This window comes from Variovorax sp. VaC1, assembly GCF_043658315.1.
Taxonomy (GTDB): domain Bacteria; phylum Pseudomonadota; class Gammaproteobacteria; order Burkholderiales; family Burkholderiaceae_C; genus Variovorax.
In genome coordinates this window covers 94,247-113,509 of record NZ_JBIGLT010000001.1, presented here as the reverse complement: position 1 = coordinate 113,509, position 19,263 = coordinate 94,247, and the positions used below count along the sequence as shown (strand labels likewise).

The window sequence follows — 19,263 nt, the reverse complement described above, 5'->3', positions numbered from 1 at the left end:
AGGGTCCATGCAGATCAATGGGGAATCGGCGGTGCAGGGTTAGTGCGGGGTCAGTGGGCCTTGTCCCAGTTCGGGCCGACGCCGATCTCGGCGAGCAGCGGCACCTTCAGGTCCGCCACGCCGGCCATCAGACGCGGGATTTCGGTGCGCACCCATTCGATCTCGGCCTCAGGCACTTCGAACACCAGTTCGTCGTGCACCTGCATGATCATTTTGGTGGCGCGCTTTTCTTCATCAAGCACGTTCTGTACCTTGACCATGCTGAGCTTGATCAGGTCGGCCGCCGTGCCCTGCATGGGCGCGTTGATGGCTTGCCGCTCCAGCGCCGCCAACCTCGGACCTTTCTCGCCCTCGATGCCTGGTAATTGCAGACGTCGACCAAAGACTGTTTCGACATAGCCCAACTCCTTGGCCCGCACTCGCGTTTCTTCCATATACGCTTTGACCCCCGCGAAGCGCTCGAAGTAGCGATCTATGTAGTTTCGCGCGGCTTTCTGTTCGATGCCCAGGTTCTGCGCCAGCCCGTAGACACCCATGCCGTAGATCAACCCAAAGTTGATGACCTTGGCATAGCGGCGCTGCTCGCTCGACACCTGGTCGGGCGTGGAGCCGAACACCTCGGCGGCGGTGGCGCGGTGCACGTCGATACCCTCCCGGAAGGCGCGCAGCAGCGATTCGTCGCCGCTGATGTGGGCCATGATGCGAAGCTCGATCTGCGAGTAGTCGGCGCTGGCGATCACGCGGCCGGCCGGTGCCACAAAGGCCTCGCGCACGCGGCGGCCTTCGGGCGTGCGGATCGGAATGTTCTGCAGGTTCGGGTCGTTGCTGCTCAGGCGTCCCGTCACTGCCACAGCCTGCGCATAGTGCGTGTGCACGCGACCGGTGCGCGGATTGGCAAGCTGGCCGAGCTTGTCGGTGTAAGTGCCCTTGAGCTTCGAGAGACTGCGGTGATCGAGGAGCTTCGCGGCGATCGAATGGTCCTCGGCCAGTTTTTCGAGCACCTCTTCGTCGGTGCTGGGGGCACCGCTGGGCGTTTTCTTGATCACGGGCATCCCCAGCTTGGTGAAGAAGATCTCACCGATCTGCTTGGGCGAACCGAGGTTGAAAGGCTGACCAGCGATCTCGTATATCTCTTGCTCCAGCGCCATGATGCGCGTGCCGAGTTCGTGGCTCTGCGTGGCCAGCGTGGGCGCATCAATCAGCACGCCGTTGCGTTCGACACGGTAGAGCGCCTCGCTCGAATCCATTTCGAGCTGGTAGATGAAACGCAGCTTCTCGTCGGCTTTGACCTGCGGCCACAGTGCGTTGTGCACGTCGAGCGTCTGGTCGCTGTCCTCGCACGAATACTCGGCCGCCTTGGCAATGTCGACCTGACTGAATGGGATCTGGTGCGCGCCCTTGCCGCAAAGGTCTTCGTACGAGATGCCGCTGCGACCCAAATGACGCGCAGCCAAGCTCGACAGACCGTGCGGCTTGTGCACCTCGAGCACGTAGCTCTGCAGCATGGTGTCGTGCGCATAGCCCTGCACTTCGATGCCGTGGTTGGCGAATACATGGCGGTCGTACTTGATATGCTGGCCTAGCTTCTTCTTCTCGCCGTTCTCGAGCCAGGGCCGAAGTTTCGCGAGCACCTCGTCGAGCGGCAGTTGCGCGGGCGCGTCAGGGTAGTTGTGCGCGACCGGGATGTAAGCCGCTTCGCCGGGTGTGACGCTGAAGCTGATGCCAACGATCTGCGCAACCATTTCGTCGAGCGAGGTAGTCTCCGTATCGATGGCCGTGAGCTCAGCCGCTTCGAGCCGCGCGAGCCAAGTGTCGAACTGTTCCCAGGTGAAGATGGTGTCGTACTTCAGGTTGCTCGCGGGCGCGGCGGCTTCCATCGCGGCGCTCTCCGCGGATGGCTCGTCGAACAAGCCACTCTGGTCGTCATTGGCCTTGGCCGGCTTCGATGCCTTCTTCTTGAGGCTTTCCTCGATCAGTTCAGGCGGCACGGCCTGCGCCTCGAGCGACTTGACGAGGCTCTTGAAACCAAACTTCTCGTAGAAAGGCCGCAACGCCTCCGTCTGCGGCGCACCGACCGGTAGTGCCTCGAGTGAGGGTAGGCCGCTGACGTGTCCGTCGAGGTCGCAGTCGGTGCGGATGGTGACAAGCTTTCTGCTCAGCGGCAGCTTGTCGAGCGCTTTGCGCAGGTTTTCGCCGGCCGCCCCCTTCACTTCGGACGCGTGTTCGACCAGTGCATCAAGCGAGCCGTATTCGAGCAGCCACTTGACGGCAGTCTTGGGACCGACCTTCTCGACACCGGGCACGTTGTCGACCGAATCGCCCACCAGCGTCTGGTAGTCGACCATGAGGTTGGGCGGCACGCCGAACTCGGCCGTGACGCCGGCCACGTCGCGCTTCTTGCCGTTCATCGTGTCGATGATGGTGATGTGCTCGTCGACCAACTGGCTCAGGTCCTTGTCGCCGCTGGACACGATCACCTCGATGCCCTGTGCGGCGGCGATCTTGGCGAGCGTGCCGATCACGTCGTCGGCCTCGACGTCGGGCACGCTGAGCACCGGCCAGCCCAGCATCTTCACCACTTCGTGGATGGGGTCGATCTGGCTGCGCAGGTCGTCGGGCATCGGCGAGCGGTTGGCCTTGTATTCGGGGTACCAGTCGTCGCGGAAGGTCTTGCCGGGCGCATCGAAGATGCAGGCCGCGTAGTCGGCGCGAACCTCGCGGCGCAGGGCGGTCATCATGTTGATCATTCCGCGAATGGCGCCGGTGGCTGGACTCGTCGAATCGCCGGGCACAGCGCGCAAATTGGGTAATGCGTAGAAGGCGCGGTAGAGGTAGCTCGAGCCATCGACGAGCAGCAGCGTTTTCTTGTCGGTCATCGGGCCATTTTGCCGTGCCCGGACCGGCCTGCAGAACCACGATGAAGCGGCCTGCAGGCCGACACCCCGAAACCGGACGCACGCCTACAATCGGCGCATGCCTAGCTCCACACTCCTGGTCGCCCGCCGCATCCTGCTGGCGCTGGCTTTCGCAGCCCCCTTTGCCGCCGTGCAGGCGCAGTCCGCACAGCCCGCGCCCGCCCAACCGGCGGCAGCGCCGGCACCGGCCGACACGCTACAAAATCAGGAGCAGGCAGACGGCCGGCGCAACCAGAAGGTCGAGAACCTCCACACCGAAGACAGCGGTGCCTCGGTCGACGAAGTCCGCTATGGCGGGCGCACGCAAAGCATCAACGTCAAGCCCAAGTCCAACATGCCGGGCTACGAAGTGCTGCCGGCCGACGCAGGCACGGGCCGCCAGGGTTCGACCGAGACCGGCGCCAACGGCCCCCGCGTCTGGAACGTGATGAAGTTCTGACCGTGCGAGCCGCCCGCCTCTTCCCATCTTTCGCATCCTCGGCCCGGCGCTGAGCACCGCCATGGCAGTTTTTACCGAAGTCCAGTTCGGCGAGGCAGACGCGCTCGTGCAGCGCCTCGGCGTGGGCCGCTTGCGCGACCTGCGCGGCATCCAGGGTGGCATCGAAAACACCAACTACTTCGCGACCACCGAGTCCGGCGAGTTCGTGCTGACGCTGTTCGAGCGCCTGAGCGCCGAGCAGCTGCCCTACTACCTTTGCCTCATGAAGCACCTGGCGGCCGCCGGCCTGCCGGTGCCCGCGCCGGTGGCGGCAACGGCCGAGCCCGTTGCCGACAAGCAGCAGAAAAAAGGCCAGCCGCCGGTGCCCGCTGCGATTGACAACACCACGTGCGACCTGCTTCACACGGTCGCCGGCAAGCCCGCCGCGCTGGTCCAGAAGCTGTCGGGCCACAGCGAACTTTCTCCCGGCCCGGCCCATTGCGCCGAACTGGGCGCGATGCTGGCGCGCATGCACCTGGCCGGCCGCGACTACCCCCGCATCCAGCCGAACCTGCGCGGCCTGGCCTGGTGGAACGAGACCGTGCCGGTGGTACTGCCCTACATCGAGGAATCGCAATCCGCCCTGCTGCGCGCCGAGCTGGCCTACCAGAACCATGTGGCCGAATCGTCCGCCTATGCGGCCTTGCCGCGCGGCCCGGTGCACGCCGACATGTTCCGCGACAACGTGATGTTCGCGACCGGCGACGACGCAGGCGCCACGCCGCGCCTGACCGGCGTGTTCGACTTCTACTTCGCCGGCACCGACACCTGGCTGTTCGACCTGGCCGTGTGCCTGAACGACTGGGCCATCGACCTGCCCACCGGCCGCCACCATGCCGAACGCGCCGACGCGCTGCTGTCGGCCTACGAGTCGGTGCGCCCGCTGAACGCAGCCGAGCGCGCCCTGCTGCCCGCGATGCTGCGCGCCGCAGCGCTGCGCTTCTGGATCTCGCGCCTCTGGGACTTCTACCTGCCGCGCGAGGCGAGCCTGCTCAAGCCCCACGACCCGTCGCACTTCGAGCGCGTGCTGCGCGAGCGCGCCACCCACCCGCATGCCATGGCCCCGGCCCTCGAGCCGCTGCTGGCTGCATGACCCACCCCCCATGAAACTCAACCTCGTGCCGGCGCGAACCGGCGCCGAATGGGTCCGCCTCGGACTCAAGACCTTCTGGCGACAGCCGCTGGCCTTCGTCTCGCTGTTCTTCCTGCTGATGGCGATGATCTCGACGGTGTCGATCCTGCCGGTGCTGGGCAGCCTGCTCGCGCCAGCCCTGGTGCCGTTCATGACGCTGGGCCTGATGGTTGCGACCTCGGTGGCCTACACCGACAACGCCGAAGGCGTCGGCCGGGCCGGCGACGCACAGCGCCCCACGGGTTCGGCGATGTTCGTGGCGGTGTTCAGCGCCATGCGCTCGGAATGGCGCTCGCTGCTGGTGCTGGGCGTCATTTCGGCGATCTACTTCGTGCTGGCGGTGCTGGTGACGACGCTGGTCGACGGCGGCCAGCTCGCGCGTGCCTACCTGCTCGACGACCCGCTGACGCCCGAAGTGATCGCGAGCAGCGACTTCCAAGTGGCGCGCATGCTGCTGATGTGCCTGAACCTGCCGCTGTCGCTGGCCATGTGGCATGCACCGGCGCTGGTGCACTGGCACCGCGTGGAGCCGGTAAAAAGCATCTTCTTCAGCATCGTCGCGCTGTTCCGCAACTTCGGCGCCTACACGCTGTTCGGCATTGCCTGGTTCGGCGTGTTCCTTCTGGCCGGCCTTGCCATGGGCCTGCTCGCTACCGTGCTGATCGGCTTCGGCGCGATGGGCTCGGGCGGTGCCGCACTGGCAGTGGGCAACGTGCTCATCGTCGGCACGGCGCTGGTGCTGGCGGCCATGTCGCTGAGCTCGACCTGGTTCACCTTCCGCGACACCTTCGACCCGAACTGAGCGCGGCTGCCGCTGCGCGGCTTCCGATTCAGTCGGGCCTGGCCGCGTCCTTGCGCAGGCTCGCGAACAACGACCACGCCATGCCGGCCAGCAACAGCAGGCCGACACCCAGCGCACCCCACAGCCACCATTTGCGTGATGCCGCATCGGCGCCCGCCGCCTGCGGAATCGGCGACTGCGCGGCCGCTGCCACGGCAGCCGTGATCGCCGCCGTCGGCAGCGCGACCGAAGCGCCATCGGCAACGACCTGCTTGTCCGGCGCATAGCCCGGGATCAACGTCGAAAGCGCGAGCGGCGCACCGGGCTCGGCACCTTCGACTGTTCCGGTATTGGGCGCCGCACGCCACGCCAGCGAGAACGGCGCCGCGCCCTGCGCAAGAAACACCAGCGTGCGCGGCACCGCACCCACGGCGATGACCGGTGGCGTCGCACCCAGCACGCTCACCGGACCGGCGGTTCGCAGACGCAGGCGCGCATACACCGCACCGTCGAGCGCCAGCATGGGCGAGCGCGCCTCGCCGCCTGCCTGCGCAAGGCGGTAGACCACGGCGTCGAGCAAGGGCAATTCGTCCGGCCTGTCAGGCAGCGAAACCGGCCGGCGCTGCTGATGCCGCAATGCATAGAGCGGATTGCGGGGCACGGGCTGCTGCTGCGGCGTGGCCGCGGCAGGCGCCGGATCGGACAGTCCCGAAATGCCGACCTGCGCCAGCGTGTTGATGTCGGCCAGATCGATGCGCAGGCTCTGCACCGGCAGACCGCGCGGCAGCAGGTAGTCGCAGTAATCGGTGGCGCAGCGCTCCGGCTTCAGCAGGCCCGACCATTCGAGCGGCGCGACGGGTTCGACCTCTTGCACGCTGTCGATGCCCACGCCGGTCAGCGGCGCGCCGTGTTGCGGGTCGCTCCAGCGCAAACGCAGGAAGCGCGTGCGAAGGCTGCCCAGGTCGACCGCGAGGCGCTCGATGGTCTGGCCGCCATGAGCCAGCCGCACCAGTTGATCTTCGCCGCCCACCGGCCGCCATTGGCGCAGGTCGTCGCTGGCTTCGAGCCGGAAGGCGAACAGGCCGCGCGCATCGGGTGCGATCTCGAAACGGGCCTGCAGAAGGCTGCCCTTGACCTGGCTCAGGTCGATGAGCCACTGCGTGGCCTCGCTCGCCTTGCGCTGGGCGCTGGCGGCCTTGCTGCCGAGTGCCAGCGAGCCATCGGGCCGCACGGAAAAGGCGAGCGATGCATCGGCCGTGGCCGCGCCGTTGTCGCTGCCGGGCAGCGCGAAGATCGGCACGTCCTGCGAGGCGGTTCGCGGTGTCGCGGCCTCGTTGCGCAACCAGGCATAGGGCACGGCATGACCGGCGGCGTTGCGCACGCGAAGGTCGCGCAAGTCGCCGTATGCAGCGCTGCCGTAGATCGACAGGGGCAGCGTGAGCCGGTGGTACGGCCCGTCGCCCTGCAGCACGATGGGCGCGGAGGTGGCGGGCTGTGCGTGCGCCGCGCCAAGGAAGCCCGTTGCGGCCACGACAGCCACGAAGGCGCCGCGCACGCGATGCATCCGGATCACGGCGCCGCTCATGCCGCACCGCCTTCCGCAGGCGCCTTCTGCGGCGCTTCCTCTTCCTTCTTCGGCGGCACGGGTGCGAAGTAGCCCACCAGCAGCAGCAAGGCGCCCACCGCGATGAACGACACGATGCGGAACAGCCCGCCGCGATTGGCCAGCTCGACGAAGAACAGCTTCAGCACCACCACACCGAGCAGCACCGCGCCCGCCACCCACAAGGTGCGCACCTTGCGCGAATGGCCCAGCACCATCGCGGCCACGCCGCAGACCGCCCAGGTGATCGACAGCGCCGCCTGCGTCAGCCACGAGGCATAGAGCGCATCGAAGCGCCATTCGACACCGGCGTAGTGATGGCAGGTGCGCAGCACCATGCCGGTCAGCAATGCGAGCCCGGTGAGGCCGACCGCGCCCTTGGCGATCATCGGATCGACACGCGCGAACGATCCTTGCGGCAAGGCGCGCCACCAGAGCACCAGCGCGAACAGCACCAGCCATTGCGCAAGCTCGAGCGGATTCAGCAGCGGCACATAGGGCAGCGGCGCGGCATTGCCCGGGCTCACGGCATTGGTGAGCCAGACCCAGACCAGCAGGTACACCACCACCGGCGTCGCCGCGAACTCGAGGTAGGCGCCGCGGTATTCGGTCAACGGCCAGCGCTGCAGCACCGCGCGCGAGCGCAGCGCCCACAACACCAGCGCCGGCACGATGGCCCAGCCCAGCAGCTGCCAGCTCGACCACTCGGCACCGATGCGTCCGAGCTGCCATTGGCATTCGCGCGCCGCGAGCAACAGGAAGAGCCAGAAGCCCGCCACGTGGAACGGCATCAGTGCCGGGGTTGCGAACCAGCGTTTCTGCGCGCGCAACAGGCGCAGATGCCACACCAGCGCCAGCGGCCAGGCAATCCAGCCCAGTGCGCTCGACGGCACATAGAACGGCGTCGGGCCGCCCGCGACGCCGTAGGCCGCGATCAACCCGAAGCCCGGCAGCGTGGCGATCGTGGCCTTGCCGAGCTGCGACCAGTCGCGGCGGTGCGCCACGAACGCGGCCAGCATGGAGGTGACGAGCACCACGGCCATCGCGACTGCGGGCACGTGACTCGCGAGACCGTGACGGTTCAGCACACGGAGGCTTTCGTCGAGCACGCCGAAGAACCACCAGAAAAGCCCCCAGATCACCGGCGCCCACAGCACGACCGGAATCGCACACCACGCATTGGCCCAGCGCTTGCGCGCCGCACCTGCGGGCTCGCTCACGCGCGGCCGTGCTTCGTCGCGCAGCCAGTCGCCGGCCAGCAAGGCGGCGAGGCCCAGCACGACCGGCGTCCAGAAATCGAGGTGCGCGAAAGCCGGCCGCACTGCGTCGGGGTCGACGGACTGGCTCGCACCGAACGCGCATGCCGCGATCACCTGCAGCACGCCAGCCAGCGCAGCGAGCGGGAAATGCGCCATGCGCAGTGCCACCCAGAGCACGACCGTGGCGGTCAGCGGCCACAGCAGCGCAGCCTGCGCCAGGGTCAGCTGGAACAGCATCGCCAGGTGCAGCAGGCTCACGCCCGCGAGCACGCCCACCACATTGCCGATCGACCACACGGGCTGGATGCCACGCGCCAGCGCCGCACGGTGCGCCTGCAGCATCGACCACGCGGCGCTGCCGAGCACGCTGAGCGCGATCAGGCAGGCAGCGGCGGCGCCCTGCCATCCGCTTTCGAGCACGCGGCCGTCGGTCATCTCGCCCACGTGGTGCAGCGTCGCGATGAAGCTCGCCACCGCGAATGCCTGCATGCCGAAGCTCACATAGGTCAGCGGCAGCAACGCGAAACGCACCGCCACCGCGAAGGTGACCGACGCCAGCACGGCGGTTGCAGCAGCGGCCCACGGCGGCGTCCACCATTGCCAGAGCAGCAGCGTCAACGCGGCCATGGCGAGCCACGGCAAGGCGCTGCCGGCCATGGCTTCGACGGTGTTGCCGGCATCGAGCTTGGCGCGGCGGTGCATCGCCCACATGGCGAAGGCGCTCACGGCCACCAGCAGCGGACCGATCAGCGAACCCTGGAGCAGCGGATGCCCCGGGGCCGCGTCGAGCCCCGTGGCTTCGAGCAGCTTCAGCACCGCGCCGGCGAACACCACGAACGCGAAGGCGCGCGCATACACGCGACCCTGCCGCGCGCCCAGCCAGTACATGCCGGCCGCCTCGACCGCCCAGGCCGCGCCGGTCCACTGGCCTTCGAGCCCGAGCGGAATCGCCAGCGTGCCGAAGATCACGCCGACGATGGCGTAGGCCTCCGCCAGCAACGCCAGCCCCTTGGGCTGCGTGGCGAACACCAGCCGCCCCATCACGAGATAGAAGGCCGCAAGCGCCATCGCCGAGAAGGCGGCGCCGTATTCCCACGGACGCATCAGCAGGACCTGCATGCCGAACGCGACCATGGGCGTGCCGAACACGAGCGAGCTGTCGACCCGGCCGGCGCGGCGCAGCGTGTCCAGCGCGCGCGTGGCCAGCGGCTGCGCGGGCTGCACCGGCGCATCGAACAGCGTGCGGCGCGCAAACAGCAGGCCGATGGCGGTGAACAGCAGGAAGAACGCGATCAGGAAGGGCTGGATGGTGCCGTACTGGTCGTCGGTGTAGTACTTGTGCGCCCAGCCGGCCGCGAGCGTGAAGGTGCCGACGAAGCCGATCAGGTTCAGCACGCGCCAGGCCTTGAACCAGGCGATCAGCACGATGCCGACGTCGAGCACCAGCAGGTAGGTGAAGAGGCCGACCGGCTGGTTCGAACCGGTGGAGGCGAGCACCGGCGCGGCGAAGCCTTCGAGCGCAGCGACGATGGCCAGCAGCGGCGCGTTCTGCAACACGGCCAACGCGGCACTGAGCACGGCCACGCCGAACAGGAAGGCGAAGCCGACGCTGGCCGGCAGCAGCCCGCTGAGCTTCATGGCCGCGAGCGTCGTGAGATAGAAGACCCCGATGCCCGCGCCCTGCAGGATCAGCGCATAGCCTGCGCGCTTCTTGCGCAGCAGCCAGCCCAGCGCCAGCAGGCCGGCACCGACCAGCGCCACGGCCGCATAGCGCAGCTCGATGGGCACCGTCACACGCTCGGCGGTGTAGCGCAGCAGGAAGGCCAGCCCGAGGAACAGGATCAGCACGCCCAGCTTGACGAGCATGTTGCCGCCGAAGATCAGGTTGGCGATGGGTGCGGGCAGGCGGTCGCGCAGCGGCACCGGTGGCGGCGGGGGCGGCGGCGGTGGACGGCGAACAGGTGCTGGCGCGGCCACGGGCGGCTTGACCGGGGCGGCGGCCTCGGGTTGCGGCGGTGCGACGGGCTTGTCGACGGGGGCGACAGCAGCAGCCACCACAGGCGCGGCGGGGGTGACCGGCACGTCGGCTGCCGCAGCGGCATCTGCCGCGGCTGGCGCAGGCACAGTCATCGTCGCGATGCGCGGACGGGCCAGCTCCGCAGCAGGCGGAGCCAACGGCAGCGACGGCACGGTGGCGGGCAGCGTGTCCGCCATCGAGGTTGCGAGATCGCTGGCCGGCATGTCGGCCAGCTCGGGAATGACGGAGGCGGTGGCCTCGGCGGCAGGTGCCACCACCCCATCGGCCGCGCCTTGCGACAAACGCCGCTCGAGCAGCGAGACACGCTGTTCGAGCTCCGCCACGCGCTGCTGCAGCTTCAGCACACCGCCAGCCGGAGCGGTGCTGGTGCTGCTGGCCGCAAGACTCGCGGCGCCAGGATTCGGTGCGCTTTCAGCCTCGGTTCGCTGGGGTGCGGCTTTTTTCTTGCCGAACATCAGCGGAAGCGCGAACGCGCCCAGCACCGCAAGGACCAGCGCCGCCGGGACCGACTCGAACAGCGCTCCGATCACCAGGCCGGCAATGATGCCAAGAAACCACATCCCGAACTCCCCATGTTTGGCGAGCCCGGAGTTTACGGCCGTTCAGGACAAGGGGCGCTCTGGCGCCCGTCCTGCCTGCGCTGTTAGCTATAGTTTTAGTAGCGCAATCAAACCGGCGTGAGCTTGGCGACCGACAGCGCCAGCCACTTGACGCCGTGGCGCGTGAACTTGACCTGCGCACGTGCATCGTCGCCCGTGCCTTCGAGTGCCACCACCGTGCCTTCGCCGAACTTGTTGTGGAACACCTGCATGCCCGAACGCAGGCCGTGCGACGGCGCTGCCTTTTGCGGCGGCACCGGTGGGCTGGCGAAAGTTTCTTTGTTGCCGCCATAGCTGCTACCGCCGCCATAGCTACTGCCGCCGCTGTAGGCGCCGCCACCACCGCGCGTGCTGGCATAGCCGCCGCCATAGCCGAAGGCCGACGGCGTGAAGCCCTGGTTCTTGGGCGTGAGCCACTTGAGCGCGCCTTCGGGCAGTTCGTCGAAGAAGCGGCTCTTGACGTTGTAGCGGGTCTGGCCGTGCAGCATGCGCGTCTGCGAATGGCTCAGGTACAGGCGCTTGCGTGCGCGCGTGATGGCCACGTACATCAGGCGGCGCTCTTCCTCGAGGCTCTCGAAGTCGCTCATCGAGTTCTCGTGCGGGAACAGGCCCTCTTCCATGCCGGTGATGAACACGCAGTCGAACTCCAGGCCCTTGGCCGCGTGCACGGTCATCAACTGCACCGCGTCCTGCCCCGCCTGCGCCTGGTTGTCGCCCGATTCGAGCGCGGCGTGCGTGAGGAAGGCAGCCAGCGGGCTCAGCGTTTCGCCGGTCTCGGCGTCGGGTGCGAGCGGCTCGTCGATCACCGCACGTGTCAGGTCGATGCCCTGGCTGGCCGGCGACTGGCGCAGTTCGTCGACCGGCAACGCCACCGCATCGCGGCCAAAGCCTTCCTGCGTGACGAAGCTCTCGGCGGCATTCACGAGTTCTTCCAGATTCTCGACACGGTCGGCGCCTTCGCGGTCGGCCTTGTAGTGCTCGATGAGCCCGCTGTGATCGAGCACCAGCTCGATGATCTCGCGCAGGCTCACGCCCTGCGTCTGCTCGCGCAGCACGTCGATCTTGGCGACGAAGCCGGTGAGGTTCGTGCCGGCCTTGCCGCCGACGACGCTCACCGCGTCGTGCAGCGAGCGCCCGGCCGCGCGTGCCGCGTCCTGCAGGGTTTCGAGCGTGCGCGCGCCGATGCCGCGCGGCGGAAAGTTGACGACGCGCAGAAAGCTGGTGTCGTCGTCCTTGTTCTCGAGCAGGCGCAGATAGGCCAGCGCGTGCTTGATTTCGGCGCGCTCGAAGAAGCGCAGGCCGCCGTACACGCGGTACGGCACCGAGGCATTGAAGAGCGCGGTTTCGATCACTCGGCTCTGCGCGTTGCTGCGGTAGAGCACGGCCATTTCCTTGCGCTCGAAGCCGTCGCGCGCCAGCTGGCGCATCTCTTCGACCATCCACTGCGCTTCGGCCAGGTCGGTGGGCGACTCGTACACGCGCACCGGCTCGCCGGGACCCTGGTCGGTGCGCAGGCTCTTGCCCAGGCGCTTCTTGTTGTGGCTGATGAGTTCGTTGGCCGAATCGAGGATGTTGCTGTAGCTGCGGTAGTTCTGCTCCAGCTTGATCTGGTGGCGCACATCGAACTCGCGCACGAAGTCGGTCATGTTGCCCACGCGTGCGCCGCGAAAGGCGTAGATGCTCTGGTCGTCGTCGCCCACGGCGATCACGCTGTTGCTTCCGCTCGGCGTGAACTGGCCCGCGACCACGTTGCCCGACAGCATCTTGATCCACGCGTACTGCAGGCGGTTGGTGTCCTGGAACTCGTCGATCATGATGTGGCGAAAGCGCCGCTGGTAGTGCTCGCGCACCGGGTCGTTGTCGCGCAGCAGTTCGTAGCTGCGCAACATCAGCTCGCCGAAGTCGACCACGCCTTCGCGCTGGCATTGCTCTTCGTAGAGCTGGTACAGCTCGACCTTCTTGCGGTCGTCGTCGCTGCGGACTTCGACGTCGCCGGGGCGAAGGCCGTCTTCCTTGGCGCCTGCAATGAACCATTGCGTCTGCTTGGCCGGAAAGCGCTCGTCGTCGACGTTGAACTGCTTCATCAGGCGCTTGATGGCCGAAAGCTGGTCTTGCGTGTCGAGGATCTGGAAGGTCGAGGGCAGGTTGGCCAGCTTCCAATGGGCGCGCAGCAGCCGGTTGCATAGGCCGTGGAAGGTGCCGATCCACATGCCGCGCACGTTGACGGGCAGCATCGCCGTCAGCCGCGTCATCATTTCCTTGGCCGCCTTGTTGGTGAAGGTCACGGCGAGGATGCCGCCGGCGGAAACCTGCCCCGTCTGGAGCAGCCATGCGATGCGGGTGGTGAGCACGCGGGTCTTGCCCGAGCCGGCGCCCGCGAGGATCAGCGCGTTGCCCGCCGGCAGTGTGACCGCGGCGAGTTGCTCCGCGTTCAGGTTATGGAGCAGCGGCAGGTCCGCAGGATGGGCGTCAGCCGCAGGATCGTTAAACAACATCCCTCGATTGTAGAAACCACTGCGTATGCGGGTTATATGAAGAAGCGGAAGACCTGCCGCCGCGAGACCGCGTAAACTCAATCACCGGGCCCAAGTTTCTTGCGCCCGGTTTTTTGTGGGCGTCTTCTTTGCAGAAGACGCCGCGAAAACCGGCCGGACCAAGCGCTCATTCGTTCTGTTCAACGATTCCTTTCAGGAGCCTGGTCATGCAAATTTTCGATTACGACAACATCCTTCTGCTCCCGCGCAAGTGCCGCGTGGAGAGCCGTTCCGAGTGCGACACCAGCGTGAAGCTGGGCGAGCGCACATTCCGCATGCCGGTGGTGCCGGCCAACATGAAGACGGTGGTCGACGAGTCGATCTGCCTGTGGCTGGCGCAGAACGGCTACTTCTACGTCATGCACCGCTTCGACCTCGACAACGTCAAGTTCGTCAAGGACATGCAGGGCAAGGGCGTGTTCGCCTCCATCTCGCTCGGCGTGAAGAAGCCCGACTACGACACGGTCGACCAATTGGTGGCCGAGGGTCTGACGCCCGAATACATCACGATCGACATCGCGCACGGCCATGCAGACAGCGTGAAGAACATGATCGGCTACCTCAAGGAAAAGCTGCCGAAGTCCTTCGTGATTGCCGGCAACGTCGGCACGCCCGAGGCCGTGATCGACCTGGAGAACTGGGGCGCCGACGCAACCAAGGTGGGCATCGGCCCGGGCAAGGTGTGCATCACCAAGCTCAAGACCGGCTTCGGTACGGGTGGCTGGCAGCTCTCGGCGCTCAAGTGGTGCGCGCGCGTGGCAACCAAGCCGATCATTGCCGACGGCGGCATCCGCGACCACGGCGACATTGCCAAGAGCGTGCGCTTCGGCGCGTCGATGGTGATGATCGGCTCGCTGTTCGCGGGGCATGAAGAGTCGCCGGGCAAGACGGTCGATGTCGATGGCGTGCTCTACAAGGAGTACTACGGTTCGGCCAGCGACTTCAACAAGGGCGAGTACAAGCACGTCGAGGGCAAGCGCATCCTCGAACCCATCAAGGGCAAGCTGGCCAACACGCTCATCGAGATGGAGCAGGACGTGCAAAGCTCGATCAGCTACGCGGGCGGCCGCACGCTGATGGACATCCGCAAGGTCAACTACGTCACGCTGGGCGGCGCCAACGAAGGCGAACACCTGCTGATGTAAGGCGGCCCCGAGGGGCTGCGCCGCGGGTCGTCGTCAGGCTTCGAGCAGTTTCACCGCATGTCGGTGCAGCACGTGGGCCGGATCGGCGATCGCGTCGACCACGTCGAAGTGATTCAGCCCCGGGAGCACTTCGCACACCGGCACGGTGTTGCGGCCCCACGCCTCACGGATCATCGCGTTGTGGCGAATGAACTCCGCGCTCTCGCCACCACCGGCCGCCGCGTAGAGCTGGCCGCGTGAAGGCGCAGGCCAGAGCGCAGGACTGGCGCGCCGCGCATCTGCATCCGTCAGCTTGAGCACGTTCTCCAGGAACGGCGTGCGCTGCAACGGCCGCAGGTCGTACAGGCCCGAGATCGAGAGCGCGTTGCGCACCAGTTGCACGGGCAGGTCGGGCGCGACCGCCTTCCAGTCGCAGGCCAGCAAGGCCGCGGCCATGTGCCCGCCCGCCGAGTGTCCGGCCACCGTGATGCGCGACGGATCGCCGCCGTAGGCCGCAACATGGCGCCATGTCCACGCGAGCGCCTGCACCATCTGCAACAGGATGCCCGGCACGGTCACGGGTTGTTCGGCAGGACCGGGGCACAACGCATAGTTGGGCACGACCACGCACACGCCGCGGTCGTTGAACGCGGGGGCAATGAAGGAGTGCTGGCTCTTGTCCATCGCGCGCCAGTAGCCGCCATGGATGAAGACCAGGACCGGCGCATCGGGCACCGGTGCAGGAAAGATGTCGAGCGTCTCGTTCGGGCCGGCGCCGTAAGGCAGGTCGATCCGGCCGGGCAGGTTGTCGCGTGCCGCGGCGGATTCGCGCGCCCACCGCTCGAAGTACACCGGGTGGTTCTTGACCCGCGCGAGGTTGTTGTACATGCCTTCCAGCCAGGCGGGATCGTACGAGGCCATGCGGTTCCTGCTCCTTGTTTCGAGAGGCGCGCATCTTGGCATGAAGGCCTGCGCCAAAACGGCAGTTCTGGTTAAAATTCGCCTTGCGTTGGGGGGGTAGCTCAGCTGGGAGAGCGCCGCGTTCGCAATGCGGAGGTCGGGAGTTCGATCCTCCTCCTCTCCACCAACCGATTTGAAAAGGGCCTTGGCAATCGCCAGGGCCCTTTTCTTTTTTCCGGCTCAGGTATCGAGCGTCAGATGCTGACCATGAAGAGCGGCTGCCGCGGGCGATGCAAGAAAACCGATGGTCTGCGCCGCAACGGAAGTCGAGACCCAGTCGGACGGGTTCGCATCGGGCATCGCCTGGCGATTGGCCGGCGTGTCGAGCACGCTGGGCGCCACGCTGTTCACATTGACACCATGCGGCGCCGCCTCGGCCGCCATCGCTTCGACCAGACGCTGCAGCGCGCTCTTCGACGCGATGTAGGCGGCCATCGCCGGCACGCCACGCGCCGCCACCTTCGCCGTTACGGCGATGACGCGACCGGCGCCGCGCTCGATCATCGAAGGCAGCACCGCCTGCGTCACCGCGACGAACGACCACGCATTGAGATTCATCATGCGGTCCCAGCTCGCACGCGTGAGCGCATGCGTCGCCTCGCCCATCTCGAAGCCGCCCGCGATGTGCACGAGCACGTCGACGCGGCCGAAAGACTTGAGCGCCTGCTCGGCAAGACCGGCCATCTCCGGCGCCGATGTCACGTCGCCCGCGAGCAACAGGTGCTGCGAGTTGTCGAGGCCCGGGAACACTTCGGCCAGTCGGCCCGCGTGGTGATCGACCAGCGCGAGACGCGCGCCCTGCTCGAGGAAGTGCTGCGCCACCGCACGGCCCAGCGCGCCCGCGGCGCCGGTGATCAGAACATGGGGCGTGGTGCTTGCATCGCTCATCGAAATTCTCCTGGTAGAGATGGAGGTGGAGGGGCCGTGCCCCATCGGGGATGGCGCATCCTAACGCTGCGACTCATAAATTTTTTGGACAAGCCGAAATTCTGGGATATACTCGTGGTCTTGCCAGAAAACGCAAAACGTTTTCAAAGCAAGGGCTCTTAGCTCAGTTGGTAGAGCAGCGGACTCTTAATCCGTAGGTCGAGTGTTCGAGTCACTCAGGGCCCACCAACCAACATTGCGGAAACGCTGAAAAGCCTGCTACCTCACCGGTAGCAGGCTTTTTTCATTGGCGCGCCGTGCATCGGTCGGCAGGCATGGACCGGGTCCATCGAGCAAACGCGGACACGTCGTGCGGTCTGTTGTTTGGAACAATCCCGCTGCCATGCAGCAAGACGCCTTCACAGCATCGAGAACACAGACGGTTCGCTATCTCGATCTGCTGTCGCGTGCGGTCGCGCACATCGACACGCATCTGTCGGATCCACTGGATGGGCGCGCACCAGATAGGCGCCCTCGAACTGTGCGATGCACATATCTCCGCGCATGAATGGCTGCTCCTGCTTGACCGGCGCATGCAATTGCGCAAGCGGTGGCATCGGCTTTTCGAATCGTTCGACGTCGTCATCGCGCCGCCCTTCGGCACGGCCGCGCTCGAGCACATGGTCGATCCAGATTGAGAACACACGACGCTGTCCATCGACGGCGAGCCATCGATGTACCGCGATCAACTGGTGCGTGGTCCGGGCCTGCAACAGTCGCGGGCTAGGAAGCCAGGCCCTGCGCGCCGCCTTGCACTGCGACCCAGTCGTCGACAAAGCGCACAAGCACATCGTGCTTCTCGCTCACTTCCGCCGCGAGGTACTGCCGTGCATGCGCCTGGGCCACTTCGCTCGACAGGAACCACTGCGCGCGCGCATCGCTGCCTTGCGGCGGAGGCGTGCCCCAATCCGCAACTGCGCTGCCGCGAAATGCTTCGGTGACAGGCAGGCGTCCATCGGTCTTGCCGATGTCCGACAGCAGGCTGCGCGGGCCGCCCTGCGTGATGCGGACCTGGACGATGTCGCCCTCCGCATGAACGAGCGCGCCCAGGCCTCCCTCTTGGTGCACCTGCCAGAGCTGCGCCGCTGACGCATTGCGGATCCAGCTCTCCAAGGCGCGCGTCAGGCTTTCGAGAATGATTTGTTTGTTCATACGGCAATTTTTCACATTTTTATTCGTCGCTTACGCCCACTCAAGACCTGCCCTACAAAAGTAGCCAGTAGGACGTGGCATCTTGTCCCTGCTGTCACGCAGCACAAGAACAACAACGACAGGGACATCAAACTTCGAAGCGAAAAGCTCGTTGGCCCGCTCAGGCGGGTATTTTTTTTGTCTGCTCGCAGCGGGCGTCAATGGCCTTGCCGGGAAACAACGCAAAGGGCCGCCACCGGCGCATGCTTTGAAGCCTGAGCTATATTTCCGCCCATGGAAAAGGCTTCCGACATAGGCAAACCCACCGTTCCCATCGACCTGATTGGTCCGGAACATTGGACTCGCTCGAAACGCAACAGCGGACGCTTCACAAAGTTCGTCTTCATCGTTGTAGGCGGCATTGCAGCAGCAGGCGTGGTGGCATACCGCTTCTTCGGCATCGGGCGCTGACCGGTCCTTCGTACACGCAAGAAAAGCCCGCCGTCCTAAAGACGGCGGGCTTTTCTCATGGTCGCGGGCAAGCTGCATTGATGCGCCCTCACTGAAGCCGCGAACCCTTGGGCAGCCGCTTCGCCAGCCATTCGTGCACGTCGGCGCGAATGTTGCGGCCTTCGAGCAGGAAGTTCTCGAAGCGGCTGGGCACGTACGGCAGGTAGGCCAGCGGCATGCCCGCTTCTTCGGGCGTGCGCGCCGCCTTCCTGTTGTTGCAGACCGCGCATGCGCTCACCAGATTGGTCCACGTCCACGGGCCACCACGCGACTCGGGCATCACGTGTTCGCATTGCAGATCGCGCTCCTGGAACACACCAGCGCAGTACGCGCAGGTGTGGCGGTCGCGCCGCAGCAGCTTGCTCTTGGTGACGCTGGGCACCACGTCGAACAGGTTGATCTTCGACGCGCCACGCAGCGCGATGATGGGCGCCACGTCGACACGCGACTGCACACCGCGCGCCACGTTGAAGCCACCACGCAGCGTGGCCAGCGGCAGGTCGCCGTCTTCCCAGGCGACCGATCCGGTGGCGTAGTGCAGCACCGCCTGCTCCAGCGAAATCCAGGCTTGCGGCGTGCCCTGAATATCGAGTTGCAGGACGTGAGGGTGCATGACTCGCCTCCTTTCGCGGCGATGGTTGAATCAGGAAAAGAAGAAAACAAATGGGGTGCACGAACGGAATCGAACCGTCGTCAGCGGGACCACAACCCGCGGCTCTGCCGTTGAGCTACATGCACCATCGAAAGAAAGAATGAAAGCCGGCTGCCGACCTACCACTCGCCCAGCAGGCGCACGCGCTGGTCGAGGTCGAGGGCATCGAGGCGGCACTCGCCACGGCCAGGCGATGCAGACAGGCTGTCCGTCTCGCGCCGTGCATCGGTGCCGATGCCGAAGCGTCGGGCCAGTGCGAAGACCATGCGCTTGCGCGGCTGGGCCGGGCGCACGGTGATCATCCGGATCGGGGTGTTGCGCTTGCGCATGGTGACTCCTTGGTTGGTGACTGAGAAAACAAAACAGATGGCCCCACGTGCACGACTCGAACGTGCAACCCCTTGCTTCGTAGGCAAGTGCTCTGATCCATTGAGCTAACGCGGGTCGAAAAGCAAGAACAAAAAGTGTCCGGTTACGAGTTCCGGCGCCGCCCAATCTTTGCGGCCGGTTTCCGCGGGAGGGCCATCTGCATGGCCCGGTCCCGCTCGGGTCGGGTTGAGAAAAAACGGATGAATGACCCGCTTTTCCATTTCGGTTGTGTCCTCACGCGACGGGCAGCG

Annotated in this window: 15 protein-coding genes and 4 tRNA genes; 8 read left to right on the top strand and 11 right to left on the bottom strand. The window is 66.2% G+C overall.

What is annotated here, in order from left to right:
- Positions 1-50 precede the first annotated feature (50 nt).
- Positions 51-2,876 carry a DNA polymerase I gene (gene polA / locus ACGLHS_RS00550; RefSeq protein WP_394475912.1) on the bottom strand — a complete coding sequence of 942 codons (2,826 nt, stop codon included), beginning with the start codon at positions 2,874-2,876 and terminating at the stop codon, positions 51-53.
- 97 nt (positions 2,877-2,973) lie between these two features.
- On the opposite strand from polA, the gene ACGLHS_RS00545 reads away from it, so the two are divergent.
- From ACGLHS_RS00545 to ACGLHS_RS00535, 3 genes are all read left to right on the top strand, one after another.
- Positions 2,974-3,354 carry a hypothetical protein gene (locus tag ACGLHS_RS00545; protein WP_394475910.1) on the top strand — a complete coding sequence of 127 codons (381 nt, stop codon included), beginning with the start codon at positions 2,974-2,976 and terminating at the stop codon, positions 3,352-3,354.
- A 61-nt stretch (positions 3,355-3,415) separates the two neighbouring features.
- Positions 3,416-4,486, top strand: coding sequence for a homoserine kinase (locus tag ACGLHS_RS00540; protein WP_394475907.1), 1,071 nt, complete (start codon positions 3,416-3,418; stop codon positions 4,484-4,486).
- A gap of 10 nt (positions 4,487-4,496) precedes the next feature.
- A complete protein-coding gene (locus ACGLHS_RS00535; protein WP_093236709.1) occupies positions 4,497-5,327 on the top strand; it encodes a BPSS1780 family membrane protein in 831 nt (276 codons plus the stop codon).
- A gap of 28 nt (positions 5,328-5,355) precedes the next feature.
- Here ACGLHS_RS00535 and ACGLHS_RS00530 read toward each other — a convergent pair whose 3' ends face one another.
- From ACGLHS_RS00530 to ACGLHS_RS00520, 3 genes are all read right to left on the bottom strand, one after another.
- Positions 5,356-6,891, bottom strand: coding sequence for a DUF3999 domain-containing protein (locus tag ACGLHS_RS00530; protein ID WP_394475904.1), 1,536 nt, complete (start codon positions 6,889-6,891; stop codon positions 5,356-5,358).
- Positions 6,888-10,766, bottom strand: a complete 3,879-nt coding sequence (locus ACGLHS_RS00525) for a DUF2339 domain-containing protein (RefSeq protein ID WP_394475901.1) — start codon at positions 10,764-10,766, stop codon at positions 6,888-6,890. The genes ACGLHS_RS00530 and ACGLHS_RS00525 overlap by 4 nt, the downstream gene beginning before the upstream one ends.
- 107 nt (positions 10,767-10,873) lie before the next feature.
- Complete coding sequence (locus ACGLHS_RS00520; protein WP_394475899.1) at positions 10,874-13,300, bottom strand: UvrD-helicase domain-containing protein; 2,427 nt, start codon at positions 13,298-13,300, stop codon at positions 10,874-10,876.
- 206 nt (positions 13,301-13,506) lie between these two features.
- Between ACGLHS_RS00520 and ACGLHS_RS00515 the strand changes: the two genes are divergently transcribed.
- Complete coding sequence (locus ACGLHS_RS00515; RefSeq protein ID WP_394475897.1) at positions 13,507-14,484, top strand: GMP reductase; 978 nt, start codon at positions 13,507-13,509, stop codon at positions 14,482-14,484.
- A gap of 33 nt (positions 14,485-14,517) precedes the next feature.
- On the opposite strand, the gene ACGLHS_RS00510 is transcribed toward ACGLHS_RS00515, so the two are convergent.
- Complete coding sequence (locus ACGLHS_RS00510) at positions 14,518-15,384, bottom strand: alpha/beta hydrolase (protein WP_394475893.1); 867 nt, start codon at positions 15,382-15,384, stop codon at positions 14,518-14,520.
- A 90-nt stretch (positions 15,385-15,474) separates the two neighbouring features.
- On the opposite strand from ACGLHS_RS00510, the gene ACGLHS_RS00505 reads away from it, so the two are divergent.
- Positions 15,475-15,550, top strand: a tRNA-Ala gene (locus ACGLHS_RS00505).
- 53 nt (positions 15,551-15,603) lie between these two features.
- On the opposite strand, the gene ACGLHS_RS00500 is transcribed toward ACGLHS_RS00505, so the two are convergent.
- On the bottom strand, positions 15,604-16,311 hold the full coding sequence (locus ACGLHS_RS00500; RefSeq protein ID WP_394475891.1) for an SDR family NAD(P)-dependent oxidoreductase: 708 nt from the start codon (positions 16,309-16,311) through the stop codon (positions 15,604-15,606).
- A 152-nt stretch (positions 16,312-16,463) separates the two neighbouring features.
- Between ACGLHS_RS00500 and ACGLHS_RS00495 the strand changes: the two genes are divergently transcribed.
- Positions 16,464-16,539: transfer RNA gene (locus ACGLHS_RS00495), tRNA-Lys, on the top strand.
- Between the two features lie 260 nt (positions 16,540-16,799).
- Complete coding sequence (locus ACGLHS_RS00490; protein WP_394475888.1) at positions 16,800-16,988, top strand: hypothetical protein; 189 nt, start codon at positions 16,800-16,802, stop codon at positions 16,986-16,988.
- A gap of 85 nt (positions 16,989-17,073) precedes the next feature.
- On the opposite strand, the gene ACGLHS_RS00485 is transcribed toward ACGLHS_RS00490, so the two are convergent.
- Positions 17,074-17,502, bottom strand: coding sequence for a hypothetical protein (locus ACGLHS_RS00485; protein WP_394475885.1), 429 nt, complete (start codon positions 17,500-17,502; stop codon positions 17,074-17,076).
- A 273-nt stretch (positions 17,503-17,775) separates the two neighbouring features.
- On the opposite strand from ACGLHS_RS00485, the gene ACGLHS_RS00480 reads away from it, so the two are divergent.
- On the top strand, positions 17,776-17,952 hold the full coding sequence (locus ACGLHS_RS00480; protein WP_176800976.1) for a hypothetical protein: 177 nt from the start codon (positions 17,776-17,778) through the stop codon (positions 17,950-17,952).
- An 88-nt stretch (positions 17,953-18,040) separates the two neighbouring features.
- On the opposite strand, the gene ACGLHS_RS00475 is transcribed toward ACGLHS_RS00480, so the two are convergent.
- From ACGLHS_RS00475 to ACGLHS_RS00460, 4 genes are all read right to left on the bottom strand, one after another.
- Positions 18,041-18,604 (bottom strand): HNH endonuclease, encoded by a 564-nt coding sequence (locus ACGLHS_RS00475; RefSeq protein WP_394475882.1) that lies wholly within the window; start codon positions 18,602-18,604, stop codon positions 18,041-18,043.
- 51 nt (positions 18,605-18,655) lie between these two features.
- Positions 18,656-18,729: transfer RNA gene (locus ACGLHS_RS00470), tRNA-His, on the bottom strand.
- 33 nt (positions 18,730-18,762) lie between these two features.
- Positions 18,763-18,972, bottom strand: a complete 210-nt coding sequence (locus ACGLHS_RS00465; protein ID WP_093236701.1) for a short-chain dehydrogenase — start codon at positions 18,970-18,972, stop codon at positions 18,763-18,765.
- Positions 18,973-19,010: 38 nt separating this feature from the next.
- Positions 19,011-19,087, bottom strand: a tRNA-Arg gene (locus tag ACGLHS_RS00460).
- Positions 19,088-19,263 lie beyond the last annotated feature (176 nt).

Bases quoted from the DNA above. Each gene is read 5' to 3' on its own strand.
- ACGLHS_RS00545 (WP_394475910.1), top strand. From the start codon at position 2,974: ATGCCTAGCTCCACACTCCTGGTCGCCCGCCGCATCCTGCTGGCGCTG.
- ACGLHS_RS00500 (WP_394475891.1), bottom strand. From the start codon at position 16,311: ATGAGCGATGCAAGCACCACGCCCCATGTTCTGATCACCGGCGCCGCG.
- ACGLHS_RS00475 (WP_394475882.1), bottom strand. From the start codon at position 18,604: ATGCACCCTCACGTCCTGCAACTCGATATTCAGGGCACGCCGCAAGCC.
- ACGLHS_RS00520 (WP_394475899.1), bottom strand. From the start codon at position 13,300: ATGTTGTTTAACGATCCTGCGGCTGACGCCCATCCTGCGGACCTGCCG.
- ACGLHS_RS00525 (WP_394475901.1), bottom strand. From the start codon at position 10,766: ATGTGGTTTCTTGGCATCATTGCCGGCCTGGTGATCGGAGCGCTGTTC.
- ACGLHS_RS00465 (WP_093236701.1), bottom strand. From the start codon at position 18,972: ATGCGCAAGCGCAACACCCCGATCCGGATGATCACCGTGCGCCCGGCC.
- ACGLHS_RS00535 (WP_093236709.1), top strand. From the start codon at position 4,497: ATGAAACTCAACCTCGTGCCGGCGCGAACCGGCGCCGAATGGGTCCGC.
- ACGLHS_RS00540 (WP_394475907.1), top strand. From the start codon at position 3,416: ATGGCAGTTTTTACCGAAGTCCAGTTCGGCGAGGCAGACGCGCTCGTG.
- ACGLHS_RS00530 (WP_394475904.1), bottom strand. From the start codon at position 6,891: ATGAGCGGCGCCGTGATCCGGATGCATCGCGTGCGCGGCGCCTTCGTG.
- ACGLHS_RS00515 (WP_394475897.1), top strand. From the start codon at position 13,507: ATGCAAATTTTCGATTACGACAACATCCTTCTGCTCCCGCGCAAGTGC.
- ACGLHS_RS00490 (WP_394475888.1), top strand. From the start codon at position 16,800: ATGGGCGCGCACCAGATAGGCGCCCTCGAACTGTGCGATGCACATATC.
- polA (WP_394475912.1), bottom strand. From the start codon at position 2,876: ATGACCGACAAGAAAACGCTGCTGCTCGTCGATGGCTCGAGCTACCTC.
- ACGLHS_RS00510 (WP_394475893.1), bottom strand. From the start codon at position 15,384: ATGGCCTCGTACGATCCCGCCTGGCTGGAAGGCATGTACAACAACCTC.
- ACGLHS_RS00485 (WP_394475885.1), bottom strand. From the start codon at position 17,502: ATGAACAAACAAATCATTCTCGAAAGCCTGACGCGCGCCTTGGAGAGC.
- ACGLHS_RS00480 (WP_176800976.1), top strand. From the start codon at position 17,776: ATGGAAAAGGCTTCCGACATAGGCAAACCCACCGTTCCCATCGACCTG.